Source organism: Serratia sp. H402Y (assembly GCF_051172415.1).
Classification (GTDB): Bacteria; Pseudomonadota; Gammaproteobacteria; order Enterobacterales; family Enterobacteriaceae; genus Serratia; species Serratia ureilytica.
The window spans coordinates 309,809-334,205 of record NZ_JBPIYZ010000003.1 but is presented as its reverse complement, the minus strand read 5'-3'; the positions used below and the strand labels follow the sequence as shown (position 1 = coordinate 334,205).

17 protein-coding genes are annotated in these 24,397 nt (G+C 59.4%); 6 read left to right on the top strand and 11 right to left on the bottom strand.

From position 1 onward, the window contains the following. Nucleotides 1–11: 11 nt before the first annotated feature. Nucleotides 12–806: an adenosylmethionine decarboxylase gene (gene speD, locus ACSBQS_RS18225; protein WP_004937510.1), complete on the top strand. Its 795-nt coding sequence runs from the start codon at nt 12–14 to the stop codon at nt 804–806. Nucleotides 807–838: 32 nt separating this feature from the next. On the opposite strand, the gene yacL is transcribed toward speD, so the two are convergent. The 6 genes from yacL to pdhR form a co-directional block, all read right to left on the bottom strand. Next, complete coding sequence (gene yacL / locus ACSBQS_RS18220; RefSeq protein ID WP_004937507.1) at nt 839–1,201, bottom strand: protein YacL; 363 nt, start codon at nt 1,199–1,201, stop codon at nt 839–841. Between the two features lie 139 nt (nt 1,202–1,340). Further along, nucleotides 1,341–3,938, bottom strand: coding sequence for a bifunctional aconitate hydratase 2/2-methylisocitrate dehydratase (acnB, locus tag ACSBQS_RS18215; RefSeq protein WP_033644692.1), 2,598 nt, complete (start codon nt 3,936–3,938; stop codon nt 1,341–1,343). A 516-nt stretch (nt 3,939–4,454) separates the two neighbouring features. Beyond that, complete coding sequence (lpdA, locus tag ACSBQS_RS18210) at nt 4,455–5,879, bottom strand: dihydrolipoyl dehydrogenase (protein ID WP_033644926.1); 1,425 nt, start codon at nt 5,877–5,879, stop codon at nt 4,455–4,457. Nucleotides 5,880–6,112: 233 nt separating this feature from the next. Further along, nucleotides 6,113–7,996, bottom strand: coding sequence for a pyruvate dehydrogenase complex dihydrolipoyllysine-residue acetyltransferase (aceF, locus tag ACSBQS_RS18205; RefSeq protein ID WP_033632105.1), 1,884 nt, complete (start codon nt 7,994–7,996; stop codon nt 6,113–6,115). Nucleotides 7,997–8,009: 13 nt separating this feature from the next. Next, the gene (aceE, locus tag ACSBQS_RS18200) at nt 8,010–10,673 is read right to left on the bottom strand and encodes a pyruvate dehydrogenase (acetyl-transferring), homodimeric type (RefSeq protein ID WP_033632104.1); all 2,664 of its coding nucleotides are present in this window, start codon (nt 10,671–10,673) and stop codon (nt 8,010–8,012) included. A gap of 165 nt (nt 10,674–10,838) precedes the next feature. Further along, nucleotides 10,839–11,603, bottom strand: coding sequence for a pyruvate dehydrogenase complex transcriptional repressor PdhR (gene pdhR, locus ACSBQS_RS18195; RefSeq protein ID WP_004937490.1), 765 nt, complete (start codon nt 11,601–11,603; stop codon nt 10,839–10,841). Nucleotides 11,604–12,234: 631 nt separating this feature from the next. Between pdhR and ACSBQS_RS18190 the strand changes: the two genes are divergently transcribed. Further along, nucleotides 12,235–13,611, top strand: coding sequence for an amino acid permease (locus ACSBQS_RS18190; protein WP_042785360.1), 1,377 nt, complete (start codon nt 12,235–12,237; stop codon nt 13,609–13,611). Between the two features lie 63 nt (nt 13,612–13,674). Here ACSBQS_RS18190 and ACSBQS_RS18185 read toward each other — a convergent pair whose 3' ends face one another. Genes ACSBQS_RS18185 through ACSBQS_RS18175 form a run of 3 tightly spaced genes read right to left on the bottom strand, consistent with a single transcriptional unit; the run spans nt 13,675 to nt 18,247 of the window. After that, nucleotides 13,675–14,910 carry a c-type cytochrome gene (locus tag ACSBQS_RS18185; protein WP_434991263.1) on the bottom strand — a complete coding sequence of 412 codons (1,236 nt, stop codon included), beginning with the start codon at nt 14,908–14,910 and terminating at the stop codon, nt 13,675–13,677. After that, the gene (locus ACSBQS_RS18180) at nt 14,907–15,461 is read right to left on the bottom strand and encodes a (2Fe-2S)-binding protein (protein ID WP_015379038.1); all 555 of its coding nucleotides are present in this window, start codon (nt 15,459–15,461) and stop codon (nt 14,907–14,909) included. Before ACSBQS_RS18180 ends, ACSBQS_RS18185 begins: the two co-directional genes overlap by 4 nt. Continuing rightward, entirely contained in the window at nt 15,458–18,247 is a 2,790-nt protein-coding gene (locus tag ACSBQS_RS18175; protein ID WP_047573695.1) for a xanthine dehydrogenase family protein molybdopterin-binding subunit, read from the bottom strand. The genes ACSBQS_RS18180 and ACSBQS_RS18175 overlap by 4 nt, the downstream gene beginning before the upstream one ends. A gap of 208 nt (nt 18,248–18,455) precedes the next feature. Here ACSBQS_RS18175 and ACSBQS_RS18170 point away from each other — a divergent pair, with 208 nt between their 5' ends. Together ACSBQS_RS18170 and ACSBQS_RS18165 are read left to right on the top strand one after the other, a co-directional pair. Further along, on the top strand, nt 18,456–19,040 hold the full coding sequence (locus ACSBQS_RS18170; RefSeq protein WP_016930078.1) for a nucleotidyltransferase family protein: 585 nt from the start codon (nt 18,456–18,458) through the stop codon (nt 19,038–19,040). An 8-nt stretch (nt 19,041–19,048) separates the two neighbouring features. Further along, entirely contained in the window at nt 19,049–20,101 is a 1,053-nt protein-coding gene (locus ACSBQS_RS18165) for an XdhC family protein (RefSeq protein WP_434991262.1), read from the top strand. Here the strand turns inward: ACSBQS_RS18165 and ACSBQS_RS18160 are convergent. Both ACSBQS_RS18160 and fumA read right to left on the bottom strand, forming a co-directional pair. Then, nucleotides 20,025–20,891: a helix-turn-helix domain-containing protein gene (locus ACSBQS_RS18160; protein WP_033644684.1), complete on the bottom strand. Its 867-nt coding sequence runs from the start codon at nt 20,889–20,891 to the stop codon at nt 20,025–20,027. The two genes, ACSBQS_RS18165 and ACSBQS_RS18160, sit on opposite strands and share 77 nt — an antisense overlap. Nucleotides 20,892–21,043: 152 nt before the next feature. Continuing rightward, on the bottom strand, nt 21,044–22,690 hold the full coding sequence (fumA, locus tag ACSBQS_RS18155; RefSeq protein WP_004937467.1) for a class I fumarate hydratase FumA: 1,647 nt from the start codon (nt 22,688–22,690) through the stop codon (nt 21,044–21,046). Nucleotides 22,691–23,039: 349 nt separating this feature from the next. Here fumA and ACSBQS_RS18150 point away from each other — a divergent pair, with 349 nt between their 5' ends. Together ACSBQS_RS18150 and endA are read left to right on the top strand one after the other, a co-directional pair. Further along, nucleotides 23,040–23,552 (top strand): SprT family zinc-dependent metalloprotease, encoded by a 513-nt coding sequence (locus ACSBQS_RS18150; protein ID WP_047026451.1) that lies wholly within the window; start codon nt 23,040–23,042, stop codon nt 23,550–23,552. A gap of 101 nt (nt 23,553–23,653) precedes the next feature. Next, on the top strand, nt 23,654–24,349 hold the full coding sequence (endA, locus tag ACSBQS_RS18145; protein ID WP_033644681.1) for a deoxyribonuclease I: 696 nt from the start codon (nt 23,654–23,656) through the stop codon (nt 24,347–24,349). Nucleotides 24,350–24,397 lie beyond the last annotated feature (48 nt).

Sequence of the window (24,397 nt, the reverse complement as noted above, 5' to 3'; positions counted from 1 at the left end):
GGTGGCCCAAATTGCATAAGCTAAAACTGCACGGCTTCAACAACCTGACCAAGAGCCTGAGTTTTTGTATTTACGATATTTGTTACGCCAAAACCGCGGACGATCGCGATGGCTATATCGCCTACATAGACGAACAATATAACGCCAACCGGCTGACCGAGATCCTGAGCGAAACCTGCTCGATCATCGGCGCCAATATTCTGAACATCGCGCGTCAGGACTACGAGCCGCAGGGCGCCAGCGTCACCATCCTGGTCAGCGAAGAGCCGATCGATCCGAAAGACGTCGATACGTCGGAACACCCCGGTCCGCTACCGAATACGGTCGTCGCGCACCTGGACAAGAGCCATATCTGCGTGCACACCTACCCGGAAAGCCATCCGGAAGGCGGGCTGTGCACCTTCCGCGCCGATATCGAGGTCTCGACCTGCGGCGTCATTTCGCCCCTCAAGGCGCTGAACTACTTAATTCACCAGCTGGAATCCGACATCGTCACCATGGACTATCGCGTGCGCGGTTTTACCCGCGACGTGAACGGCGTGAAACATTACATCGATCATGAGATCAATTCGATCCAGAACTTTATGTCGGAAGACATCAAGGCGCTGTACCACATGATGGACGTGAACGTTTACCAGGAAAATATCTTCCATACCAAGATGTTGCTGAAGGATTTCGATCTGAAGCACTACCTGTTTAACGCGGAGCCGGAGGCGTTGAGCGCAGCCGAACGCAAGCAGATCACCGATCTGTTATGGAAAGAGATGCAGGAAATCTATTACGGCCGCAATATTCCGCATCTGTGATGGAAAGGGCGCGGCGCGCCGCGCCCTGATGCTTAGTACTTCAGCATGAAAGAACGATAGGCCTTCAACACCAGCAGGAAATCCTCAACGCCGCAGAATGAGAGGCTTTCTTCGTCGTAGTAGTTCATCCCCTCTTCCATTTCGTCGCCCTCGAACTCCAGCTGATTGGCGCGGATCATCACTTCTTCACCATCCATCAGCAGCGTATATTCATGGCCTTCCAGCTGCCATTGGCGCTCGCTGCCTTTGACCTCGGCCGCGCCGGCTTCAATGCGGTCCAGCAGGTTGAAATCGCCTTTGACTTCTTCATTGATCCAATGGCCAATCGCTTCATGCCCCATCGAAAATCTGACGATCACCTGACCGGTGACGTCACGCAGAAATTCGTAATCCATAGCATGCCCTCCTGAGCCCTTTTTCTTAGTGTAAACATAAATGGCGGACTAACTCAGTGAGCGCTCGCAAAGTTGGCAACTGAGCAAAATAAAACGGGAGGCCAAGGCCTCCCGTTAAACAGTTGCGCAATATAGCGGCTTACACGGCGGTTTGGAAGATCACGCCGTCGGCTTTTTCGGTGTACTGGCCCAGCTGGTCAAAGTTCAGGTAGCGGTAGGTATCCGCCGCCGTCTTATCGACCTGCGCCATATAGGTCTGGTACTCGTCCGGCGTCGGCAGGCGGCCCAGCAGGGACGCTACCGCGGCCAGTTCGGCAGACGCCAGATAGACGTTGGCGCCGGTGCCCAGACGGTTTGGGAAGTTACGGGTTGAGGTGGAGACCACCGTCGCGCCGTCCGCCACGCGCGCCTGGTTACCCATGCACAGCGAGCAGCCCGGGATCTCGATACGCGCGCCGCTCTTGCCGAAGACGCTGTAGTAGCCTTCTTCAGTCAGCTGAGCCGCATCCATCTTGGTTGGCGGCGCCACCCACAGACGGGTCGGCAACTGGCCCTTGTGCTGATCCAGCAGCTTGCCCGCCGCGCGGAAGTGGCCGATGTTGGTCATGCAAGAACCGATGAACACTTCATCGATTTTGCTGTTGGCCACGTCAGACAGCAGGCGCGCATCGTCAGGATCGTTCGGCGCACACAGGATCGGCTCTTTGATCTCGTTCAGATCGATGTCGATCACCGCTGCGTATTCCGCATCCGCATCCCCTTCCAGCAGTTGCGGATCCGCCAGCCATTTTTCCATGCCCTGAATACGGCGCTCCAGCGTACGGCGATCGCCGTAGCCTTCGGAGATCATCCACTTCAGCAGCACGATGTTGGAGTTCAGGTACTCTTCAATCGGCGCCTTGTCCAGCTTGATGGTACAACCGGCGGCGGAACGTTCGGCGGACGCATCGGTCAGCTCAAACGCCTGCTCGACCTTCAGATCCGGCAGGCCTTCGATCTCCAGAATGCGGCCGGAGAAGATGTTTTTCTTGCCCTTCTTCTCGACGGTCAGCAGACCCTGCTGGATCGCGTAGTAAGGGATGGCGTGCACCAGATCGCGCAGGGTGATGCCCGGCTGCATTTTGCCTTTGAAGCGCACCAGCACCGACTCAGGCATATCCAGCGGCATCACGCCGGTCGCGGCGGCAAACGCCACCAGGCCGGAACCGGCCGGGAAGGAGATGCCGATCGGGAAGCGGGTGTGGGAATCGCCGCCGGTGCCGACGGTGTCAGGCAGCAGCATGCGGTTCAGCCAGGAGTGGATCACGCCGTCGCCCGGGCGCAGCGAGACGCCGCCGCGGTTCATGATGAAGTCAGGCAGCGTGTGGTGCGTGGTCACGTCGACCGGTTTCGGGTACGCGGCGGTGTGGCAGAACGACTGCATGACCAGATCGGCGGAGAAGCCGAGGCAGGCCAGGTCTTTCAGCTCATCGCGGGTCATCGGGCCGGTGGTGTCCTGAGAGCCGACGGAGGTCATCTTCGGCTCGCAGTATTCGCCAGGGCGAATGCCGGCGACGCCGCAGGCGCGGCCGACCATTTTCTGCGCCAGCGAGAAGCCTTTGTTGCTGGCGGCTACCGGTTTGGCGATGCGGAACACGTCGCTGTGCGGCAGACCCAGCGCTTCGCGCGCCTTGGTGGTCAGGCCGCGGCCGATGATCAGCGGGATACGGCCGCCGGCGCGCACTTCATCCAGCAGCACGTCGGTTTTCAGCTCGAAGTTGGCGATCAGCGCGCCGGTTTCGTGGTTGCGCACTTCACCTTTGTACGGGTAAACGTCGATCACGTCGCCCATGTTCAGCTCGGACACGTCCACTTCGATCGGCAAGGCGCCGGCATCTTCCATGGTGTTGAAGAAGATAGGCGCAATCTTGCCGCCCAGCACCACGCCACCGCCGCGCTTGTTCGGCACGTGCGGGATGTCGTCGCCCATGAACCACAGCACCGAGTTGGTGGCGGATTTACGGGAGGAACCGGTGCCGACCACGTCGCCGACGTAGGCCAGCGGGAAGCCTTTCTTGTTCAGCAGCTCGATCTGTTTGATCGGGCCGACGCTGCCCGGCTGATCCGGCACGATGCCTTCACGTTCGTTTTTCAGCATCGCCAGCGCGTGCAGCGGGATATCCGGGCGCGACCAGGCGTCCGGCGCCGGAGACAGGTCATCGGTGTTGGTTTCGCCGGTCACTTTGAACACGGTGACGGTGATCTTTTCCGCCAGCTCCGGGCGCGACAGGTACCATTCGGCATCGGCCCAAGACTGCATGATCTGCTTGGCGTGCGCGTTGCCGGCTTTCGCCTTCTCTTCCACATCGTAGAAGTTGTCGAACATCAGCAGCGTGTGGGACAGCGCTTTGGCGGCGATCGGCGCCAGCTTTTCGTTGTCCAGGGCTTCGATCAGCGGATGAATGTTATAGCCGCCCTGCATGGTGCCTAACAGTTCAATGGCTTTCTCGGGGGTAACCAGGGGGGATGTCGCTTCACCTTTGGCGATGGCCGCCAGGAAACCTGCTTTGACGTAGGCGGCTTCGTCGACGCCCGGTGGAACACGGTTAATCAGCAGGTCTAACAGGAATTCTTCTTCGCCTTTTGGCGGATTCTTCAGTAGTTCGACCAGCGCGGCCATTTGGGTGGCGTCTAGCGGCTTAGGGGCGATGCCCTCAGCAGCACGCTCGGCTACGTGCTTACGGTATTCTTCTAGCACGACGTTCTCCTCGCTCTCATTGTCATTTATTGTGCCTGGCGTATATGCAAACCGGGTTTATACCCTTTGGGTTTCACTCTGTGGCTAGGCGATCGGCCCGTAAAGGCCCCGAAACGGTGATTGGGGCAAACAAGCACGGTCAAACAGCGTTACAGCATGAAAGACTGATGGGTAGAGCGCACGGCGATATTGATGCCATCTATCCTGACGGGGCACTGCTGTCGATGTCCTGGACTGTAAGGTACAGTGCCCGGTTCCGCTCAGCCAGCATATCAGGATTTGAAACGGTTGTTAATTCGTTCACATAAAAGCAACATTAAATCTTTGCTGAATCGTTGAGCGCAGCGTAATCGGCTGCCGGACAAACAGGGCATTATATCCACATAATTAAAATGGATATAAGCATGAGGATCGGAATTTGGCGCAGCGGCCACAAAAAACCGCGTTCTGCATCTGAGCAAAAAAAAAAACGGCCCCTTCTCAGGAGCCGCTTGTTAACCGGTCAAACCAGCAGAATTACTTCTTCTTGGCTTTCGGGTTAGGCAGATCGGTGATGCTGCCTTCGTAGATTTCCGCCGCCAGGCCCACGGATTCGTGCAGGGTCGGGTGAGCGTGGATGGTCAGCGCGATGTCTTCCGCGTCGCAGCCCATCTCGATAGCCAGACCGATTTCACCCAGCAGCTCGCCGCCGTTGGTGCCGACAATCGCGCCACCGATGATGCGGTGAGTTTCTTTGTCGAAGATCAGTTTGGTCATGCCGTCTGCACAGTCGGAAGCGATCGCACGGCCGGAAGCCGCCCACGGGAAGGTGGAGGTTTCGTAGCTGATGCCTTTCTCTTTCGCTTCTTTCTCGGTCAGACCCACCCACGCCACTTCCGGCTCGGTGTAAGCGATGGATGGGATCACTTTCGGATCGAAGTAGTGCTTCATGCCGGCGATAACTTCTGCGGCGACGTGGCCTTCGTGCACGCCTTTGTGCGCCAGCATCGGCTGGCCGACGATGTCGCCGATGGCGAAGATGTGCGGCACGTTGGTGCGCAGCTGTTTGTCGACGTTGATGAAGCCACGCTCGTCAACTTCAACACCGGCTTTGCCGGCATCCAGCAGTTTGCCGTTCGGCACGCGGCCGATCGCCACCAGCACCGCGTCGTAACGCTGTGGCTCTGCCGGCGCTTTTTTACCTTCCATCGTGACGTAGATGCCGTCTTCTTTGGCTTCTACCGCGGTCACTTTGGTTTCCAGCATCAGGTTGAACTGCTTGCTGATACGTTTGGTGAAGACTTTCACCACGTCTTTATCTGCCGCCGGGATAACCTGATCGAACATTTCAACGACGTCGATCTGTGAACCCAGCGCATGGTATACGGTGCCCATTTCCAGGCCGATGATGCCGCCGCCCATAACCAGCAGACGCTCTGGGACGGTTTTCAGCGCCAGCGCATCGGTAGAATCCCACACGCGTGGATCTTCATGAGGAATGAATGGCAGTTGGATCGGACGAGAACCTGCAGCGATGATGGCGTTGTCGAAGTTGATGGTGGTTGGGCCGTTTTCGCCTTCAACAACCAGGGTGTTAGCGCCGGTGAACTTGCCCAGGCCGTTGACCACTTTCACTTTACGGCCTTTCGCCATGCCAGCCAGACCGCCGGTCAGCTGAGTGATGACTTTTTCTTTCCAGACGCGCACTTTGTCGATGTCGGTTTTCGGCTCGCCGAAAACGATGCCGTGTTCGGCCAGCGCTTTGGCTTCTTCGATCACTTTGGCAACGTGCAGCAGTGCTTTGGAAGGGATACATCCCACGTTCAGGCAAACCCCGCCCAGAGTGGAATAACGTTCAACCAGAACGGTTTCAAGACCTAAGTCAGCGCAACGAAAGGCTGCAGAGTAACCTGCCGGGCCCGCCCCAAGTACCACGACCTGAGTTTTAATTTCAGTACTCATCATGACCTCTTAATTGATTGTCCGGCGGGTCAGACGTCATTTTTATTGCTAATCGATCTCATAACGCCCTTCATCCACCGGGACGCTTACACCGCGAGCAGTTTACAGAATTGTTAATAATCTGCAAAGCGTGTTCGAGTGACCCGTGTCTCAACAATTTTGTCGAGTTATGCAAAATCCGACAAAACTGCTACAGAATCGTCAGGGGCGCAGCATGCTGCGCCCCTTTTGCATTACATCACCAGACGGCGAATGTCGGACAACATGTTGTTGATGATGGTGATGAAGCGCGCACCATCGGCACCGTCGATAACGCGGTGGTCGAAGGACAGCGACATCGGCATCATCAGGCGCGGCATGAACTCTTTACCGTTCCAGACCGGCTCCATCGCAGACTTGGAGACACCCAGGATAGCCACTTCCGGCGCGTTGACGATCGGCGCGAAGTGAGTTGTCCCGATGCCGCCCAGGCTGGAGATGGTGAAGCAGCCGCCCTGCATCTCGCCCGCGGTCAGCTTGCCGTCGCGCGCTTTCTTGGAGATGGTCATCAGCTCGCGAGACAGCTCGGTGATGCTCTTCTTGTTCACGTCCTTGAACACCGGAACCACCAGGCCGTTCGGGGTATCTACCGCCACGCCGATGTTGATGTATTTCTTCAGCGTCAGCTTCTGACCGTCTTCGGACAGCGAGCTGTTGAAGCGCGGCATCTGCTCCAGAGCGGCAGCGACAGCTTTCATGATGAACACGACAGGCGTGAACTTCACGTCCAGCTTGCGCTTGGCCGCTTCTTCGTTCTGCTGCTTGCGGAACGCTTCCAGATCGGTGATGTCGGTTTTGTCGAAGTGAGTCACGTGCGGGATCATCACCCAGTTGCGGCTCAGGTTCGCGCCAGAGATCTTCTGGATGCGGCCCATTTCGACTTCTTCGATCTCGCCGAACTTGCTGAAGTCCACTTTCGGCCATGGCAGCATGCCTGGCAGACCGCCGCCGGCAGCAGCCGGGGCCGCTTCAGCGCGTTTCACCGCGTCTTTCACGTAAGCCTGAACGTCTTCGCGCAGGATGCGGCCTTTACGACCGGTGCCTTTCACTTTCGCCAGGTTAACGCCGAATTCACGCGCCAGACGACGAATGACCGGAGTCGCGTGCACGTAGGCCGCGTTCTCGGCGAACTCGCCTTTGTCTTCAGCTTTCGCAGCCGGAGCGGCGGCTTTAGCGGCGGCCGGCGCCGGCGCAGCGTCCGCTTTAGCGGCTGGAGCGGCGGCAGCGGCAGGCGCAGCGCCTTCCACTTCGAACACCATGATCAGGGAGCCGGTTTTCACTTTGTCGCCGGTCGCGATCTTGATCTCTTTCACGGTGCCCGCGAACGGCGCTGGCACTTCCATGGAGGCCTTGTCGCCTTCCACGGTGATCAGAGACTGCTCGGCGGCAACCTTGTCGCCCACCTTGACCATCACCTCGGTCACTTCGACTTCGTCACCGCCGATATCCGGCACGGCGACGTCTTTAGCCGCCGAGGCCGCAGGCGCTGCGGCGGCAGCCGGTGCTTGCGCCGCAGCCGGGGCCGCAGCGGAAGCGGCGCCGGCCACTTCAAACACCATGATCAGGGAACCGGTTTTCACTTTGTCGCCGGTCGCGATCTTGATCTCTTTCACGGTGCCCGCGAACGGCGCAGGGACTTCCATGGAAGCCTTGTCGCCTTCCACAGTGATCAGGGACTGCTCGGCTTCCACCTTATCGCCCACTTTCACCAGGATCTCGGTCACTTCGACTTCGTCGGCGCCGATATCCGGCACGGCAACGTCTTTGGCCGCAGCGGCAGCCGGGGCAGCTGCTGCTGCCGCCGGTTTTTCTTCCGCTTTCGCCGCCGGTGCAGCTTCCGCTGCGCCTGCCGCTTCGAAGATCATGATCAGTTTGCCGGTTTCGGTTTTATCGCCGACCGCCACTTTGATCTCTTTCACCACGCCCGCCTGCGGGGAGGGCACTTCCATGGAAGCCTTGTCGCCTTCCACGGTGATCAGCGATTGTTCCGCTTCAACTTTATCGCCGACCTTCACCAGAATCTCGGTGATTTCGACTTCATCTGCACCGATGTCCGGTACGTTGATTTCGATAGACATTATTCAGTACCTCTTAGGCCAGACGCGGGTTAACTTTTTCCGGGTTGATGTCGAATTTCTTGATTGCATCAGCAACCACGGAAGCTTCGATCTCACCGCGTTTAGCCAGTTCACCCAGAGCAGCAACCACCACGTAGGACGCATCGACTTCGAAGTGGTGACGCAGGTTTTCGCGGCTGTCCGAACGACCGAAGCCGTCGGTGCCCAGTACGCGATAATCGCTGGCCGGCACATAAGTACGAACCTGTTCGGCGAACAGTTTCATGTAGTCGGTAGAGGCTACCGCCGGCGCGTCGTTCATCACCTGAGCGATGTAAGGCACGCGTGGCGCTTCGGTTGGGTGCAGCATGTTCCAACGCTCGCAATCCTGGCCGTCGCGCGCCAGTTCGGTGAACGAGGTCACGCTGTAGGTGTCGGAACCCACGCCGTAGTCCTTCGCCAGGATCTGCGCAGCTTCGCGCACGTGGCGCAGGATGGCGCCGGAGCCCAGCAGCTGCACCTTGCCTTTGCTGCCTTCCAGCGTTTCCAGCTTGTAGATACCCTTGCGGATACCTTCTTCCGCACCCTGCGGCATCGCAGGCATGTGGTAGTTTTCGTTCAGCGTGGTCAGGTAGTAGTACACGTTTTCCGGGTTGTCGCCATACATGCGCACCAGACCGTCGTGCATGATGACCGCCACTTCGTACGCGTAAGCCGGATCGTAAGAGATGCAGTTAGGGATGGTCAGAGACTGAATGTGGCTGTGGCCATCTTCGTGCTGCAGACCTTCGCCGTTCAGGGTAGTACGGCCCGAGGTCCCGCCGATCAGGAAGCCGCGCGCCTGTTGGTCGCCCGCTGCCCAGCACAGGTCGCCGATACGTTGGAAACCGAACATCGAGTAGTAGATGTAGAACGGAATCATCGGCAGATCGTTGGTGCTGTAGGAGGTCGCTGCGGCCAGCCAGGAAGAGGCTGCGCCCAGTTCGTTGATGCCTTCCTGCAGGATTTGGCCTTTCTCGTCTTCTTTGTAGTAAGCAACCTGCTCACGGTCCTGCGGGGTGTACTGCTGGCCGTTCGGGCTGTAGATACCGATCTGACGGAACAGACCTTCCATACCGAAGGTACGCGCTTCGTCGGCGATGATTGGCACCAGGCGATCTTTGATCGACTTGTTCTTCAGCATCACGTTCAGGGCACGCACGAAAGCGATAGTGGTGGAAATCTCTTTGTTCTGCTCTTCCAGCAGCGAGCTGAAATCTTCCAGCGCCGGCATTTCCAGCTTCTGGGTGAACTCCGGCAGACGGGTAGGCACGTAGCCTTTCAGCGCCTGGCGACGTTCGTGCAGGTATTTGTACTCTTCGGAATCTTTCTCGAAGGTGATGTACGGCAGTTTTTCGATGTCAGCATCGGCAACCGGCACGTTGAAACGATCGCGGAAGTGGTGAACCCCTTCCATGTTCATTTTTTTCACCTGGTGAGCGATGTTTTTACCTTCCGCGGTTTCACCCATGCCGTAACCTTTGATGGTGTGGGCCAGGATAACGGTCGGTTTGCCTTTGGTGTCCTGCGCTTTTTTCAGTGCAGCGAAGATTTTCTTCGGATCGTGACCACCACGGTTCAGCGCCCAGATTTCGTCGTCGGTCATGTCTTTGACCAGCGCCGCGGTTTCCGGGTAACGGCCGAAGAAGTGCTCGCGCACGTAAGCGCCGTCTTTGGATTTGAAGGTCTGGTAGTCGCCGTCCAGGGTCTCGTTCATCAGCTGAACCAGTTTACCGCTGGTGTCTTTGCGCAGCAGCTCATCCCAACGGCCGCCCCAGATCACTTTCAGCACCTGCCAGCCTGCGCCGGAGAAGATGCCTTCCAGTTCGTTGATGATCTTGCCGTTACCGGTGACCGGGCCGTCCAGGCGCTGCAGGTTGCAGTTGATGACGAACACCAGGTTGTCCAGCTTCTCGCGGGTGGCGATGGTGATGGCGCCTTTGGATTCCGGCTCATCCATCTCACCGTCGCCCAGGAAGGCGTAAACGGTCTGCTCAGAGGTGTCTTTCAGGCCGCGGTGTTCCAGGTATTTCAGGAACTTCGCCTGATAGATGGCGCTGATTGGGCCCAGGCCCATGGATACGGTCGGGAACTGCCAGAATTCCGGCATCAACTTAGGATGCGGGTAAGAGGACAGGCCGTTGCCGTGCACTTCCTGACGGAAGTTGTTCATCTGTTCTTCGGTCAGGCGGCCTTCAAGGAAGGCGCGCGCGTAAACGCCCGGAGAGATGTGGCCCTGGAAGTAGACCAGGTCGCCGCCGTCTTTCTCGTTGCGTGCGCGGAAGAAGTGGTTAAAGCAGACTTCATAGAAGGTCGCGGAAGACTGGAAGGAAGCCATGTGGCCGCCCAGCTCCAGGTCTTTCTTGGATGCGCGCAGAACGGTCATGATCGCGTTCCAACGGATCGCAGAGCGAATGCGGCGTTCCAGATCCAGGTTGCCTGGGTAAGCCGGTTCGTCTTCTACCGCGATGGTGTTGACGTAGTTGTGCGCTGCAGCGCCGGCCGCAACGTTAACGCCGCCTTTGCGGGCTTCTCCCAATACCTGATCAATCAGAAACTGAGCTCGCTCAACACCCTCTTCACGGATGACCGATTCGATCGCCTGCAGCCAGTCGCGGGTTTCGATCGGATCCACGTCATTGTTTAAACGTTCTGACATGGTGGTATTCCTTATCTGTCTAATGGTTTGTTTGGAGCCTGTCTTCCTGTGCTCTGTGAAAAAACACACGAAGACAGGCCCATCAGTTTAGTTGCCGCTTAAGTACTTAACTAAGTACCTCGAACTTAACCCCCGCAGGCTGGTGTACCCTGAAGAGGACAGCTCTTAATCCTTGCGTTGCTGGAGACGCCGCAGCGATCTCTCGCGCCGAGTATGCTCCCGGCTGAGATCCAGCAAGATTTCCTCGATAAACGCCAAGTGGCGATGCGAGGCTTCACGGGCCTTTTCCGGCTCGCGTGCCACAATCGCCTCAAAAATTCCGGCGCGGTGGCTGCTCACTTTTGCCAACATCTCACGGCGCGAGTAGAGCAATTCAAAGTTCTGACGCACGTTCTGTTCCAGCATCGGCCCCATGCAGCGTAGCAGGTGAAGTAACACAACGTTGTGAGCGGCTTCAGTCACGGCGATTTGATACTGCATGACCGCATCGGCTTCGGCGTCGAGATCGCCGCTGTCTTGAGCCTGTTGAATCACGATGTGGCAGTCGCGGATGCGCGCCAGATCTTCATCGGTGCCGCGCAGCGCCGCGTAATAGGCGGCAATGCCTTCCAGCGCGTGACGGGTTTCCAGCAGATCGAACTGTGATTCGGGATGGTCGGCCAGCAGCTCGGCCAGCGGATCGCTGAAGCTCTGCCACAGATTAGTTTGCACGAAGGTGCCGCCGCCCTGACGGCGCAGGAGCAGCCCTTTCGCTTCAAGGCGCTGAATGGCCTCTCTCAGAGAAGGACGGGAGACATCAAATTGTTTCGCCAGCTCGCGCTCCGGAGGCAGTTTTTCGCCTGGGCGCAGTGTCCCCTCGAGGATCAGGTATTCGAGCTGTTGCTCGATAACATCTGACAACTTGGGTTGGCGGATTTTGCTGTAGGCCATGAGTGAATTCTTCTCTGCGAATGGCGCGGAGTCAATTGGTAATACCAATTTCAAAAACGTGACGGTAAAGTAACAAAGTATTCACCTCCTGTCCATACGGGCCTTGATCGAAATCAGGTTACCCGCACATTTTAACACCCCGCTGAAAACCCCGCTGCAAACCGGTAACGCCGTGATGGTATTACCATTTACGCGGCGGGTTGGGGATTTAACTTTTACCAAACCTTACGCAAGGCAGAGTGCAAACTTTTTGCCCGAGTTTTATTGCATGGTTATTACGCTTTAATGAATGGCTATTTGGCGAACAGCGCAACGGCGGTTCGTTCATTATTTGAACGCGGCCCACCGTTCAGATCTACGTTATTTTTGCGCATTATGTGATTTGTTGCTTATTTCATGCACTGAATCCCCCCTGCCGTCACACAACCCGCATTTTGTTTCCTAAACTGCTGCAATCTTAATCACTCACACGACAAAGCAGGTGCAAACCGACGCGCATAACATTATTCTCTGCCAAACGGTAGCGGCGCCGTGGAATTAATAGCTATAACGCCGTAAATAAAACAAAACACACATCGTAACCACTGCTTTACAGGCAGGTGGGCATTCACAACGACAGAGGGTTAGATTGATGGATGGTCAACAGCATGGTGACCAGCTGAAGCGCGGCCTGAAAAACCGCCATATTCAGCTCATCGCCTTAGGTGGCGCAATCGGCACCGGGTTATTTCTCGGTATCGCTCAAACAATAAAAATGGCCGGCCCGTCAGTGCTCCTCGGCTACGCCATCGGCGGCTTCATCGCGTTTCTGATCATGCGCCAGCTGGGGGAAATGGTGGTGGAAGAGCCGGTCGCCGGCTCCTTCAGCCACTTCGCCTACAAATACTGGGGCAACTTCGCCGGCTTCGCCTCCGGCTGGAACTACTGGGTGCTGTATGTCCTGGTGGCGATGGCGGAGCTGACCGCGGTCGGCATCTACGTGCAGTACTGGTGGCCGGAGATCCCCACCTGGGTTTCCGCCGCGGTATTCTTCCTGGCGATCAACGCCATCAACCTGGCCAACGTGAAAGTTTACGGCGAGATGGAGTTCTGGTTCGCCATCATCAAAGTGGTGGCGATTATCGGCATGATCGTGTTCGGCGCCTACCTGCTGTTCAGCGGCATGGGCGGCCCGGAAGCCACCGTCACCAACCTGTGGGCGCAGGGCGGGTTCTTCCCGAACGGCGTCATGGGCCTGGTGATGGCGATGGCGGTGATCATGTTCTCCTTCGGCGGCCTCGAGCTGGTCGGCATCACCGCCGCCGAAGCCGACAACCCGCAAAAAAGCATTCCGAAAGCCACCAATCAGGTGATCTACCGCATCCTGATCTTCTATATCGGTTCACTGGCCATTCTGCTGTCGCTGTACCCGTGGGGCAAAGTGGTCGAAGGCGGCAGCCCGTTCGTGCTGATCTTCCACGCGCTGAACAGCAACCTGGTGGCGACCGTGCTGAACATCGTGGTGCTCACCGCCGCGCTGTCGGTCTACAACAGCTGCGTCTACTGCAACAGCCGCATGCTGTACGGCCTGGCGCAGCAGGGCAACGGCCCGAAAAGCCTGCTGAAGGTCGACGGCCGCGGCGTGCCGGTGGTGGCCATCGGCATTTCCGCCCTCGCCACCGCGCTGTGCGTACTGATTAACTACCTGATCCCGGGCCGCGCCTTCGAACTGCTGATGGCGTTAGTGGTATCGGCGCTGGTGATCAACTGGGCGATGATCAGCCTGGCGCACCTGAAATTCCGCGCCGCCAAAAACCGCGAAGGCGTGGTGCCGAAGTTCAAAGCGTTCTGGTACCCGTTCAGCAACTACCTGTGCCTGCTGTTCATGGCCGGCATCCTGGTGATCATGTACCTGACGCCGGGCATTCAAATCTCGGTGCTGCTGATCCCGGTATGGGTGGCGATCCTGGCCGTCGGTTACGCCATCAAACAGCGCAGCCAACGTGTCGCCGGCGTCACCAGCCGTTGAATCGCGTGACCGCGCAATAAAATGGCCCGCAGATGCGGGCCATTTTTTTCGTCTGAACGCCGCTTACTTGCGCAGCGCTTTCACCTGCTCGGCGGTGACGTCCGCCGGCAAACCGCCCCAGGTCACCCGCAGGTAGTTTACCAGTTCCGCCACGTCGGCATCGCTCAGACGCTCGCCGAAGCCCGGCATGCTCTGCATGCTTTCACCGTTCGGGAACTGCTGGGCCGGCAGGCCGTCCAGCACCGACACGATCAGGTTCTTGCCGTCCGCCTGGCGCAGCGTGGCGTTATCGCGCATCGCCGGTGCGACGTGCGGTTTGCCTTCGCCTTCGCGCGCATGGCAGCCGGCGCACTGATCCAGATAGGTCATGCGCCCGGCATCGCTGCCCTGCCCCATTTTCACCGGCACTGCCGCCGGCGGCTGCTCGCCCATCAGATACAGCGCCAGCGCCTGATGATCTTCCGGCGTCAAATGACGGGTGCTGAGATCCACCACCATGTGCATCTCGCTGAAGGCGGAACCCTGCGGTGCGAGGCCGGTGCTGAGGAAGCGGCTGACGTCCTGCGGCGTCCAGCCGCGCTGCGCCAGACCGTGCGGCGTAATGTCCGGCGCCATGAAGCGGCCGAGATCGCCGCCCTGCATCGGTTTGCCGAGATCCATCTGCCCCAGCGCGCCGCGCGGCGTGTGGCATTCGCCACAGTGGCCCAGCACGTCGGCCAGATAGCGACCGCGCTGCCATTGCGGCGAGCTGCCCTGCGAGCTGGCCGGCAACGGATCCTGACTGCGGAACAACAGATTCCAGCCGATCAGCGCCATGCGCTGGTTAAACGGAAATGGCATGTCGTTGGCCGGAATGGCCACGTCCACCGCCGGGCGCGTCATCAGGTAAGCGTAGATGTCGTCGGCGTCCTGACGCGACATGCCCTTATACGAAATGTAAGGCATCGCCGGGTACAGGTGCCGCCCGCCCGGCGCCACGCCCTGCGTCAACGCCAGGAAGAAGTCGTCCTTGCTCCAGCGCCCGATGCCGTGGTCGGCCGACGGCGTCAAGTTACTGCCGTAAATCGTGCCGAACGGCGTGTCCAGCGGATAGCCGCCGGCCAACGGCGCCCCACCGCTGGCGGTATGGCAGGCGGCGCAGTCGGCGGCCTGCGCCAGATAACGGCCGCGGGCGATCTGTTCGGCGCTGGCGGTTACCTGCTGCACCGGGCCGTCGTAACGGCGGTTTTCCCGCCACCACAGCAGCGCAATCACCACGATCGCCACCAGCACAATCAACACTGCGAGACGTTTTTTCATTGCGCCGTCTCCTTCAGCAGGCCCGGCGTTTTCAGCACCACGTCGCGCACCGCTTCGTAGTAGCGCACGTAGCCGGTGCAGCGGCAAATGTGGCTATCCAGCGCCTGCTCGATGGCATTCTCCAGCTGATCGCGGGCGATCGGCTCACGCTTGAGCTTTTCCACGAAAATGGTGGCGGCGTTGACGAAGCCCGGCGTGCAGTAGCCGCACTGGAAGCTGTAGTGTTCCAGAAACGCCTGCTGGATCGGCGACAGCTCGACCACCTCGCCCTGTTCGTCCACCCTGGCGTGGCCTTCGACAGTGCGCACTTTCTTGCCGTTGAAGAAATGCGCGCCGGTGATGCAGGTGCGCACCTCTTCGCTGGTGCCGCTCGGGTGATCGACGATTGCCACGCAGGCGTGGCAAATGCCCTGCCCGCAGCCGAGGCGCGAACCGGTCAAATCGAGATACTCGTGCAGGAAATCGATCATCATCAAGCCTTCCGGCACCTCGATCGGGCCGTACTGCTTTTCGTTGATGGTCAGGGAAATCGGCTGGGTTTTAATGCTCATTGTAATACCTCACGAATATTTTCTGCACGAACGGGCAAATCACGGAAACGGTGGCCGGTGGCGTCGGCGATGGCGTTGACCAGCGCGGCCACGATCGGGATCATCACCACCTCCGCCATGCCTTTCGGCGGATCGGTTTCCGACAGCGCCGGCAGGATGTCGCCGCTCTGTTTCCATACCGCCACGTCGCTGGCGCGCGGCAGGTGGTAACGGTTGAAGTTCCAGGTGCCGTTGCCCGGGCCGTCTTCGTACAGCGGTAAATATTCGTGCAGCGCATGGCCGATGCCCATCGCCAGCCCGCCCTGCAGTTGGCCGGAAACCAGTTCCGGCACGATCAGGTTGCCACACTCCATGATCGAGTGGTGATTCAACAACTCCACCTGGCCGGTGGCGATATCCACCGCCACTTCCGCCAACGTGCCGACGGCGCTGTAGTAGGTCACCGCCGCATTGTTGCGCTGGGTCGGCGGATAATAGACCTGCCCGCGCGCCAGCGGTTTGAATTCGCCGCCGGCGTTGCGCAGCGCCATGCCGTCGACCGGCAGGCGTTCGCTTTTGCCGTTCAACGTAAAATCGGCCTCCGCCCACTGCCAGCGGTTGAACACATGCACCGCCGCGCCGGTGACGCCGCCCATCTGATAAGCCGTCTTGGCCAGCAGCTCGAGGCTCAGCACCGACATGCCCGCCGCCGTCAGGCCGCCTTCGACCCAACGCGCATCTTCGCGCCGCACCACCAGCGGCGCCGCCTGGCCGCCGCCGATACCGGCCTGCCACAGCGCCATCGCCGCCGGCCACAGGCCGTGATCGAAGATCAGGCGCGCCGCTTCGCGGGTGCTGTGCGAGAAGTAATAGGCCGAGTTGCTGGCGCTCGACGGCGAACAGTAGCTCGGCGTCCAGTTGGGGTTGGTTTGCAGCTTATCCTGCTCTTCCTGCGACATCAGGTAAGGATCGCCGCTGGTGACCATCGGCAATACCGACCAGTCGGTGACCGAGAAGTGCGCTTCGTCGGCCGGTTTGCCCAGCCACTGCGCGCACAATACCGACTGCGAGGTCGACATGCCGGTGCCCATCTCCGCGCCGCTGTGATGCAGGGTGATGCGGCCGTCTTCGCTCAGCTCCACCCGGGCGAACGAGGTTTCCGCCCCGGTGCCGAAGTCTTTCTGCACGCAGCCGAAGCCGACGCCATAGCGCTTGCCGGGATGGCGGCTCTCAAACTCGGCCTTGCGTTCGGCGCGCTTGAGCCATATCTCATGCTTCGCCGCCTTTTCCAGCACTTCATCGGCGCGGATCGCACCGGCCGGGATCGCCCCCTGGGTGTTTTTCATGCCGGATTTCAGCACGTTGCGCAGGCGGAACTCGATCGGGTCAATCTTCAGCTCGGCGGCCAACTCATCCACCATCATCTCGGTGGCGGCCATGCTCTGCAGCGTGCCGTAACCGCGCGCCGAACCGGCGTCGATGGCGCGTGAAGCCAGCCCGACCGACGACAGATCGCTTTTCGGGAAGTAGTAAATCGACTGGGCGGCGGTTGCGCCGACCATCACCACCGAAGGGGTAAAGTTGCTGCGGCCGCCGCCGTCCGCGGTCATGTCACCGAGGAACGACTGCATGACGCCGGTCTGCTTATTCACCGCGATGCGGTAGTTCATGTCGAACGCGTGGCGCTTCAACGCCGTCTGGAACTGTTCGAAGCGATCGTTGGCCAGGCGCACCGGGTGGCCGTCGCCATACATCGCCGCCACCGCGCCGTAATACGGGAAGTTGTAGTGGTCTTTCGAGCCGTAGCCCACGGTATAGCACGGGTGCAGGATCAGCTGTTTCACCGGCGGATTGCGCTTGGCCAGCATGCGCGGCATCTCGTCGGCCACTTCCTGCGGCGACTGAGTCGGCACCACCAGATGCAAGGTTTGCGTCTGCGCGTCGAACCAGCCGTTGGCGTTGTCCGGCTCCAGCGCCGAGGTGTCTATCGACTGCGTGGTGTAGCGGCGCGACATTACCAGCCAGTCGGCCGGCGGATTCGCCAACTCGTCGGCGATCATCCCTGCATAGCGCATGCCTTCCTGATCCAGCTTGCCGCCCTCGCGCCCTTCCGGCCACACCGGCAGGTGTTTTTTCATCGACACCGGGAAGATCGGCGTGTCCTTCAGGCTGGAGAAACGATCGTCGTCGAACGGTTGTTCTCCCCCCACCCGCACATAGCGGAAGCTGCCCCAGGGATCGCGCTCGAGCGGGCCGGTCACCGCGCCGTATTTGATGGTTTCTTCGCGGAATTTCAGCTTGTCCTTGGCGAAGCGGAAACGGGCGAAGTCGTGATAGATCAGGATCGCCACCGCCTGGCCGAGGTAGGCCGGGGTTTTGCCGCTCGGCAGCAGCATGTCGTCACCGTAGAACGCCGGAAAGGCCAGGCCGTCGCGCGCCAGATCTTCCGCCGTCACCAGGCGATCCGGTTGCAGATCGTCCCCCAACAGCGACAGATCGACCCCTTCGAACAACCGGTCGGCTTTGGTCACGCGCAGAATGAAGGCGTGCGCCTGTTTCTGCGGCCAGTGCGGCATGTCCACCGCGCGGATATCGCGCGCGAACACCTTCTGCCCCATGACCTTGGCGCGGCCGTCGATACGGAAACGCACGCGCTTGGCCTGCGGATCCCAATTGGGCGACTGGAGGATTTTTTGCTCGAACAGCGCGGCGTAGGCGCGGCTGTACAGGGGCGCGAGGTACACGGATACCCCCGCAATCACGGCGCTTTTGATAAAGCGACGCCGCGACGGGTTGAAATTGCTCATAAATAAGTCCTTCACGTCTTTCTTGTAATTGGTTTTTGTTCGCGGTGTTGTTGCGCAAACGCTGACGACCTTGCCGTAGACGTCATAAGCATATGCTTATAACTAAAATTATGTGATGATTAACAGGTTGTTTTCAACAAAAAAACATTTACAAAACACAGGTAGTTTGTAGGCTAATAAATAATTTGCGCAAACGCGGACTTCAACCATGACCACGGGCATTGTCATTACCGCCGCCGGGCGCGGAGAGCGCTTTATTCAGGCCGGCGGCCAGGGCAACAAATTGAACGCCGGATTTGCCGATGCGGCGGGCGAGCAGAGATCGCTGTTTGAACACACCCTGCGCCGGGCATTGGCCTCCGGCCTGCCGGTACATGTGGTGGCCCGGCCGGATAATCTGCCGGTGCTGGCAGCCTGCGCCGCCAACCAGGTGCCGGTCACCCTGCTCGCCAGCGCGGGCCTCGGCGACTCAATCGCCGCGGGCGTTGCGGCCACGCCGCACTGGCAAGGCTGGCTGATCCACCTGGCCGATATGCCGTTCGTCGGCGCCGACGTTTTCCGACAGGTGGCGGATGCCTTGCGGCAGCACCCGATCGTGCGCCCCAGCTATGCGCAACAGCCCGGTCACCCGGTCGGCTTTTCCGCCCGATTGCGCAAACCACTTTGCCAACTGCGCGGCGATAATGGCGCGCGTGAACTGCTGCAAGGCGCAGCGGTGCACCTGCTGCCGCTTGAACACCCCGGCGTCGTGCGGGATATTGATCTTCCATCGCAACTCCCGGCCAGCGAGTAAATTCACCTATGCAACATCTTGATGTCACCGTGGTCAGCCAGGCGATAAGCTGGCTGCAACAACAGCCGGTCTGGTTATGCACCGTGCTCAGCACCTATGGCTCTTCGCCGCGGTCGCCGGGCGCGTTGATGGCCGCGACCCGCGACGGCCGCTACAGCGGCTCATTGTCGGGCGGGTGCGTGGAGGAGGACTTTCTGCGGCGCGTGGCCGCCGGGGAGTATCAGGCGGCCAGCCAGGTGATCCGCTACGGCGAAGGCGGCATGACGCCCAATGTGGCGCTGCCGTGCGGCGGCGTGCTGGACGTGCTGATCGAGTATCTGCCGGCGGGAGAAGCCAGCGTCGCTTACCTGCGGCGCATCGCCGGCGCGCTGGAAGGGCATCACGCGTTGATCAAACGCCTGACGCTGCCCCACGCCTGCCACAGCCTCGAGCAGAGTCATTTCACCAGCGCCACCCAGGTGGAACGCCGGCTCGAACAGATTACCCTGCATATCGCGGCCGCGCCGCGCCTGCTGATCGCCGGGCTGTCCAGCGTGGCGCTGTACTGCGCCGATTTCGCCGTGGCGCTGGGGTTTGAGGTGCTGGTGTGCGAGAATCGCCCGGAGGCGCTGGATAACTTCGCCGCCGAGTTAAAACCGGGCGTGACGCTGCTGCGCCAGTTTCCGGCCAAGTTCATTGAGGACGGCGGTTGCCACGCCAATACCGCCGTCGTGGCGCTGACCCACGATCCGCGTATGGACGATCTGACGTTGATGGAAGCGATCCACACTCCGGCGTTTTACATCGGCGCCATGGGATCGCTGAGAAACAGCGCGCGGCGGCGCCAGCGGTTACAGCAGATTGCCGAATTCACGCCGCAGGAGTTGGAACGCATCCATGCGCCGATCGGCCTGCCGCTGGGCAGCAAAACGCCGGCGGAGATCGCCCTGGCGGTGATGGCGGCGATCGTGCAGCAGAAAAACCGACGGCCGGCCGCCGACGGGATCAGTGCAGCGGCACCACCGGCACCAGATGCTGCAGCTCCAAATGCAGCTCCTCTTTCCCGCTCAGCGAATAGCTGAACACCGTCATGTCCGGCCCGTCACCGCGGGCCAGCCCCATTTCGGGCAGCACCTGCGTGTAAATTTTAATGATGTGATCATTGAGCGCCACCGGCTTGCCGGAATAGCGAAAACGGCAAAACTCGCCGTGGATCTCCGGCAGCGGCTCCAGCGCCACGCCTTCACGCAGCGGATAGTCCGTCGTCACGCCTAGGGTATAGTCGACCCTGACCCGCTCGCCGTCCGGCACCAGTTGGGTAAACGAATAGGTTTGCGTCGGGCGCTCGCCCAACAAGGTGTAAAACTGTGCCCGCAGCGCGCTGCGCTGCGGCAGATGCGACTTATCCAACCTCTCTATGTCCAGGTGGTAAGCGTACTGCTTGCCGTGAAAAGCGTATTGCCCTCTGGCGATGCTGACGCGTTCGACCTCAATATCGCCGGGCTGGCTGGCCGCGAGTGAACGCACCAGATTGCTGAAGTCCTGTTTGCGGGCATGACGATAAACGCTGGGCGACTCGGCGAAGTGTTTCTTGAAACAGCGCGAGAACGTCTGCTGATTATCGAATTGATATTCAACCGAAATGTCCAGAATGCTCTTCTGCGTGAAGCGCAAGGCGAAGGCGGCGAGGTAGAGGCGACGAGCGCGGATGTAGGAGGCTAACGATAATCCGGTCTGCTTCTTGAACATGCGCTGCAGGTACCATTTCGTATAGCCTGACTTGGCGGAAACGATATCCAACGACAGCGGATTGGTCAGGTTATCTTCAATCCAGACCAGTAACTCCCTGATGTGACTTTCCTGCGTGCCCATGTGCTTGCCGAACCTTATGTTGCCGATATTCCATTAGTCGAATTTTAGTGCTATTCGCGTAGGGTATACAGGTTAAAACTCGACGTCCAGCAAGCTACAGGACTTTACACAATCCCCTCCACCGCCCGCGAGCGGTGGAGGGGGAGCAGCGATTATTTCAGGCAGCTGGAGCACTGACCGGCCTGGATCTTCTGGAAGAAGTCATTGCCTTTGTCATCCACCAGGATAAACGCCGGGAAATCTTCCACTTCGATTTTCCAGATCGCTTCCATGCCCAGTTCAGGGTACTCCACGCACTCCAGGCTCTTGATGCTCTGCTGCGCCAGCACCGCCGCCGGGCCGCCGATGCTGCCGAGGTAGAAGCCGCCGTGCTTGTGGCAGGCATCCGTCACCTGCTGGCTGCGGTTGCCTTTCGCCAGCATGATCATGCTGCCGCCGTGAGATTGCAGCAGGTCGACGTAGGAATCCATACGCCCGGCGGTGGTCGGCCCCAAGGAACCGGACGCATAGCCTTCCGGCGTTTTAGCCGGGCCGGCGTAGTAAATCGGGTGGTCCTTGACGTACTGCGGCAGGCCTTCACCGCGATCCAGACGCTCTTTCAGCTTGGCGTGCGCGATATCGCGGCCGACGATGATGGTGCCGCTCAGCGACAGGCGGGTGGAAACCGGGTACTGCGACAGCTGTTTGAGGATCTCGGCCATCGGACGGTTGAGATCGACCTTGATCGCCTCGCCTTCCCCGGCCTGGCGCAGCTCCTGAGGAATGAATTTACCCGGATTGTGCTCCAGTTTTTCCAGCCAGATGCCGTCGCGGTTAATCTTGCCTTTGATGTTGCGGTCCGCCGAACAGGAAACGCCCATGCCGACCGGGCAGGAGGCGCCGTGGCGCGGCAGACGCACGACGCGGATATCGTGCGCGAAGTATTTGCCGCCGAACTGCGCGCCCAGCCCCAGGTTCTGCGCTTCTTGCAGCAGTTCCGCTTCGAGTTCCAGATCGCGGAACGCCTGACCATGCTCGTTGCCTTCGGTCGGCAGGCCATCGTAATACTTGGTCGAGGCCAGTTTGACGGTTTTCAGCGTCGCTTCCGCCGAGGTGCCGCCGATGACGAACGCCACGTGGTACGGCGGGCAGGCCGCAGTGCCCAGCGTGCGCATCTTGTCGACCAGGTAGTTTTTCAGCTTGCCCGGCGACAGCAGCGCCTTGGTTTCCTGATACAGATAGGTTTTGTTGGCGGAACCGCCGCCCTTGGCGATGCACAAGAACTTGTATTCTTCGCCGTCAACGCTGTAGAGATCGATCTGCGCCGGCAGGTTGCTGCCGGTATTGACCTCTTTGTACATATCCAGCGCGGCGTTCTGCGAATAGCGCAGGTTCTCTTCGATGTAGGTGTTGTACACCCCACGCGACAACGCTTCTTCATCGCCGCCGCCGGTCCAGACGCGCTGGCCCTTTTTGCCGACGATGATCGCCGTGCCGGTGTCCTGGCAGGTCGGTAAAATACCCTTGGCGGCGATTTCTGAGTTACGCAGAAATTGCAGCGCAACGTACTTGTCGTTTTCGCTGGCGTCCGGATCTTTGAGGATATCGGCCACCTGCTGTTGGTGCGCCGGGCGCAGCATGAACGACGCGTCGTGGAACGCATGCTGGGCAAGCAGGGTTAACGCTTCAGGGGCAACTTTCAGTATTTCCTGGCCTTCAAACTCGCTCACGGAAACGTGGTCGCGGCTCAGCAGGTAATATTCGGTATCGTCTTTCTTCAGCGGGAACGGATCTTGATAGTGGAACGGTTTATTCGACATTGATCTCTCACTTGCAACATCAGCTGCGTTAAATTCACACTTGCGGCGCGCGAGGCGGCGCCTTGTCAAAAAACTGCCTTCACCTTACGTATTTTTAATCAGTCAGTTATTGCGCCAAATCGCAAAATAACCGCTCTTTGCGTAAGGGATTGCCACAGGCGGCGTTTCAACCTTGCTCGGTGAGAACTGCGGGTACAGGCTCATCATGCACGCTTTATTATCCCGCAGTTAACACATTGATTACAATCCATCGGTGGCGATCGCTTTATCAATGTGGCGAAAAAGCGCCGGATGCGATTTGCGCCGGTGCGTATTGTCAGCCGCCGCGCCATTGCTTAAGCTAGCCGCAATGAACAAACCGAGAATCCCCATCGCGCTGCAACAAGCGGTGATGCGCTGCCTGCGAGAAAAGCTGCAGTTGGCCCGCCGGCATTTTGCCGTCGAGTTCCCCGAACCCAGCATCGTCTATCAGCAACGCGGCACCAGCGCGGGCACCGCCTGGCTGCAAAGCTGGGAAATCCGCCTGAACCCGGTGCTGCTGCTGGAAAACCAACAGCAGTTTATCGATGAAGTGGTGCCGCACGAACTGGCGCACCTGCTGGTGTTTCGCCAATTCGGCCGGGTGGCGCCGCACGGCCGCGAATGGCGCTGGATGATGGAAAGCGTGCTGCTGACGCCCGCCAGCCGCACTCACCGTTTCGAAACCGCCTCGGTGCAAAGCAAGACCTTCCCCTACCGCTGCGCCTGTGGGCAGCACCCGCTCACCATTCGCCGCCATAACCGCGTGCTGCGCGGCGAAAGCGAATACCGCTGCCGCCGGTGCGGCGAAAAACTGAAATTTCTTGCTAGCGAGAACCTTTAGTTAAACGATTTATACGTTAAAACAAGCAAATATCGCCATTTGCCACTGCCGGCAAGTTCCGTTACCCTGCCTGCTTTTCCAATTTTGAGCTGTTTTGGAATATGCTTCGCAGAATTTTGTTTATGGCGGTTTTCGCCGCAGGCGCCGTACAGGCGCACGGCATCAATAACTTCTCTCAGGCCAAAGCGGCGGCGGCCAAGATTAACCGGGATGCGCCGGGCAGCTTTTACTGCGGCTGCCGCATCGACTGGCAAGGCAAGAAGGGCATCCCGGATCTCGCCGGCTGCGGCTATCAGGTGCGTAAAAACGCCCAGCGCGCGCAGCGCATCGAGTGGGAACACGTGGTGCCGGCCTGGCAGTTCGGCCACCAACTGCAGTGCTGGCAAGACGGCGGACGCAAAAACTGCAATAAGGACGCCACCTATCGCCAGATAGAAACCGATCTGCACAACCTGCAGCCGGCGATCGGCGAAGTGAACGGCGACCGCAACAACTTCATGTACAGCCAATGGAACGGCGGCGCAGGCCAATACGGGCAGTGCCCAATGAAGGTGGACTTCAAGAATAAACAGGCGGAGCCGCCCGCCCGCGCCCGCGGCGCCATTGCCCGCACCTACTTCTACATGCGCGATCGCTACCAGCTGCGGCTGTCACGCCAGCAAACCCAACTGTTCGAGGTGTGGAACCGGCAATATCCGGTGAGCCAATGGGAATGTCAGCGTGAAGCACGTATCGCCAAGGTGCAGGGCAACCACAACCCCTATATTCAACAGGCTTGTCAGCAGCGGAAAAGCTAACCTACTATAGCCTTTATCTTTCATGGCGCCGCCAACCCGCGGCGCCGT